Source organism: Thalassotalea sp. G20_0, assembly GCF_017744175.1.
In the GTDB taxonomy this organism is placed as follows: Bacteria; Pseudomonadota; Gammaproteobacteria; order Pseudomonadales; family Endozoicomonadaceae; genus Endozoicomonas.
In genome coordinates, this window is sequence record NZ_JAGHQV010000119.1 from 1 (window position 1) to 3,649 (window position 3,649).

General features: G+C 51.1%; 2 protein-coding genes. Both read right to left on the minus strand.

All coding sequences use genetic code 11. From position 1 onward, the window contains the following. The coding region (locus tag J7438_RS24710) for a hypothetical protein (protein ID WP_209278709.1) at nucleotides 1-459 on the minus strand (459 nt) is incomplete at its 3' end. A 144-nt stretch (nucleotides 460-603) separates the two neighbouring features. Beyond that, a partial coding sequence (locus tag J7438_RS24715) for a transglutaminase-like domain-containing protein (protein WP_209278710.1) occupies nucleotides 604-3,649 on the minus strand: 3,046 nt, incomplete at its 5' end.

The window sequence follows — 3,649 nt, forward strand, 5'->3', positions numbered from 1 at the left end:
TTGTCCGGGAGCGGGATAATAGTGCAGCCTTCTTAACGGGTGATGATCCAGGTCGTCCGGATGCCGGATAATAAAAAAAAACCCGGTACCTGTCGTTTCCCGATAGAGACGGATCAACTCCTCCTTCTTTTCACTCCCATGCCAGGATTCGAAAAAATGAAACGCATCGCCTATCGGTGATACCGATTGCTTCAGGTGGCTGATGCAATCGGTGATGGTCGTAACGTTACGGACCGGGCTGGAATATGCACTATCTGCTGATGCCTGTTGGACTAAATATGACTGCTCATTTTTGACGGACAAAACCCCGGTTTCTGGAATTTTTTTAGCGATTTTACTGGGCTGTGAAGGATCGACTGTAGAACTTGCCAACCTTTTTTGAGCTGTTACAACAGAATGATCACCGGGGTGCTTGTCATTGTGCACATTAACCACGACACCGGGCTGAATAGGAAGCATGATATTAGTACTTTTTCTGATAGTAATTGCGGTCCGTCGGCCAATTTAGATGGTGTAAACCGGCAAAAGTTCCTCCCTGCAATGCCGCACCTCGTCATAGGGTTGCCCTGATTCGCTGAGCACACAGCGAAACGTCAACAGGCCCTAATTCTCGCTTAAAATAGTTGCATCATGTTCATTGAGCAGGCGTTTTATGATTCCCAGCGAATCCCGGCAATCCAGGGCAATACCCGGAGAAAAAATCCCACTGCCGATCAGGTTGAAGTTTTGCCCTGCCGGACTTTCAAAGATGATTCCCCGGTTTTCACGGAAGTTGCCAACGATCAAGACCCGGAATCTTTTCAGGTCGTTACATATCACCGGGGTATATATTTCAGCAGAGCGTTTATCGCCGATCAGGCGATTTAACTGCCGGTTAATTTCTGCATCGTCGATGTGATCCTCTAAAATTTTGTTGGTCTGGGGCTCAGGGAGTTCCTCAAGAAAGGCTGCGCCGGTCAGTTTATTGGTGCTTTGCCGGAGGGTCTCCCACGCCCTGTCGATCAAAAACTGGGCGGCCAATATCAGGGTATTGGTTTCTTGGTAGGAGGTTGATTTTTCCGGGAAGCAGGGCTCACCACGGATCAGTCGGGCAATATCCGGTTTGCCCCGGGAGGCATGACTCCAATAAACCTCGGTAGCCGCCACCTGTGGCAATTGTTCCCAGGGGGGCAGCAGCGAAAAATTGCGAACCCCCAGACTGTTGCAGACATTTTTCAGATAAATTTTATTGATGGACTCAATCTGGAACAGGCGCTGGCTTATTCGTTGAGCCATGCCATTATGATCAAAATTGAACCGGATAATGGTCTGCAGGCTTTGCACAGGCAGGACGGGAAAATCATTCGGGCTTTGCAAATACAGTTGCCAGGCAAACTCCGACCACTGACAGAAAAGATGCTTTTTGGGAGACTGATAGTCGATTGACCAGATGAGCATACAGTGGCTCCAGTCGATAATGGCTTTTTTTTCCGGTGGAGCCAGGGTGGAAAAATGGTCAATGGCATGTCGGGCCGCCTGTAAATATTGTGTCGGCACCCAATGGTAGGCAATCAGGAATGCATCGATATTACCTTCGCAATCTGGCGATATTGGGTAAGTTCGATCTGATAATAATCCCCTGTTCATGGGGATGGGGCGGAAATTTTTCCGGAACGTTTCCAGAAAGGTGTCCTGAATATGTTTTACCACCTCTTGGGGTAATTCAGATCTAACACACTTCCATTGCTGGAGCAGAGAAGTGGCCAGTGACAATATCCTGTTCCAGCCATCAGCGGCTCCGTCCTGTCCGCAAGATGAATTGACTGGTTGCACTGGGGCTGCCTGGTAAAGATTGTGCCATTCCGGCTCTGATGAAAAACTGATACTGGAGCTGCCAGCGCCCCATAAATCACAAAGTCGCCACCCATTGCAGGATCTGACCTCAACGAAAGCATGTGATTTCGATTTTACTATTCGGGCTTCAATACCCCAGTAAAGACAGAGTAATTGAAACAGAAACGCACGGTGGCGGCAGGTTCCCTGTTGCTCCTGCAACAATTGCTTGACCAGACTGATGCCGGTTTCTTCAAAAGTACGATCGTAAGAAAAAGTTCTGAACCAATCAACCAGCGCCAGCAGCCGTTCAGCCAGATTTCTTATCAGCCCTATTTCCCGCAACTTCCGGTATCCCGGAAAGTGAACAGGATCCCCGCTGAACACCTCCTGATCCAGATGTATTTTGATCAGGGGAGGACATCGCCGGAGCTGGGTGTTGATGGGATCATCAGCCGTTAACGGCTGAAAGTAAGTCCGGTCGGGTTTAATAATAAAATCCACCGTCTCCGGTTCCGTGAGTTCGGAACGCAGAAAGTATTGGCCTGTGTGCCTATCCTGTGCCAGCCTGGTCTGTTGCGGAATGGATCTCAGACCGGTCAACCGGTCGTTGGGAGTCAGCGATGGCAATGGTTGCCATTTGCGGCCCGGTTTCAGTGTCATGCGCCCCGGGGTTTCACTGGTTTTCAGATCGGTTCGCCCGGTTAACAGGGGCAAAAGATTGCTCTGATCCACGGGGTGTATTGGCAACGGTCTTATAACTAACTGCCTTTCAGTGGTCACATCGGCTGTGGACAGCTCCAGTCGATACAGATCGAAATCCCATTTACCGGGAAAAAGCCGGGTTACCTGAAAGTTACTGGACACACCCGGGGGACAGCCCAGGCTGAAAGCCTTCGGTGATTTTTTGGCCGAACCTCTGGAAGATCCCTTTTCTGATGACTGTACAAGAATATAGGGCCACTTAAATGCCCTTGAACTTTTTTCCAGATAGGGTTGCCACTCCCAGCTCAGAACACCAGGCCACCAAACCATGGGGATTCTGCCCAATCGATCGGCCGCCAGCAACAGCTGCGGCAACGTCAGTTCAAGGGGAATACGTTGCTGTCGGAAATCATCGTTAAGGGCACTGGCGCAATCGGTCAGCCACCGACTCAGTTCCTCTGATACCCCCATGGCTTGCAGCCTGAGCCGGTAGTCATCCCGGGTATCATGGTGGATATGAACGCCGGTAAATCGGCTGGTCAATGATGGCGGGAATGCCCTCCGTCCCGGATAGGTGGGCGGATTAATGGTACCAATCAATTTGAACCCATCCTTGTGAGGCAGCGGCAGGCGGTCATTGAGAAACTCCTCCAATTCCCCGGAAGGAATGATGTTGAGCTCACTGACCACCAGCACCTCACCCAGACGCCAGGCACGGTTAAAGGCCTGCACAAACTGGTTAAACTGGTCCGGTGTCCCATTGAGATGCTGAAAGCCTTTACCGGTTTGCTGTTGCCAGGTGGTCAGGGTCAGCAGTAACAGGGCATCCTTACCCCACCCGGCAGTCCCTTCCACCACCATGGCCACTCTTCCCGGTTCCCTGAGTTGCAGAAATTGCCAGCAGGTTTTTATGTACTCTCTGGTGGCCGGAGTATCGATGACCAGTGGCGTCGATTGCTTTTTGTTCACCTGTACCAACTGTCCGAAAAACTGTGTGAAGGCACTCTGGTGCTGCTCCAGTAATGAACGGTCCACCTTACCGGAACTGTGCCAGTAATCCCTGAGCGCTTGCCATTCGGGGCGTTGGTCCCGATCGATCCGCCCACCCAGGCTTTGCCCGCACGCTTCGTCA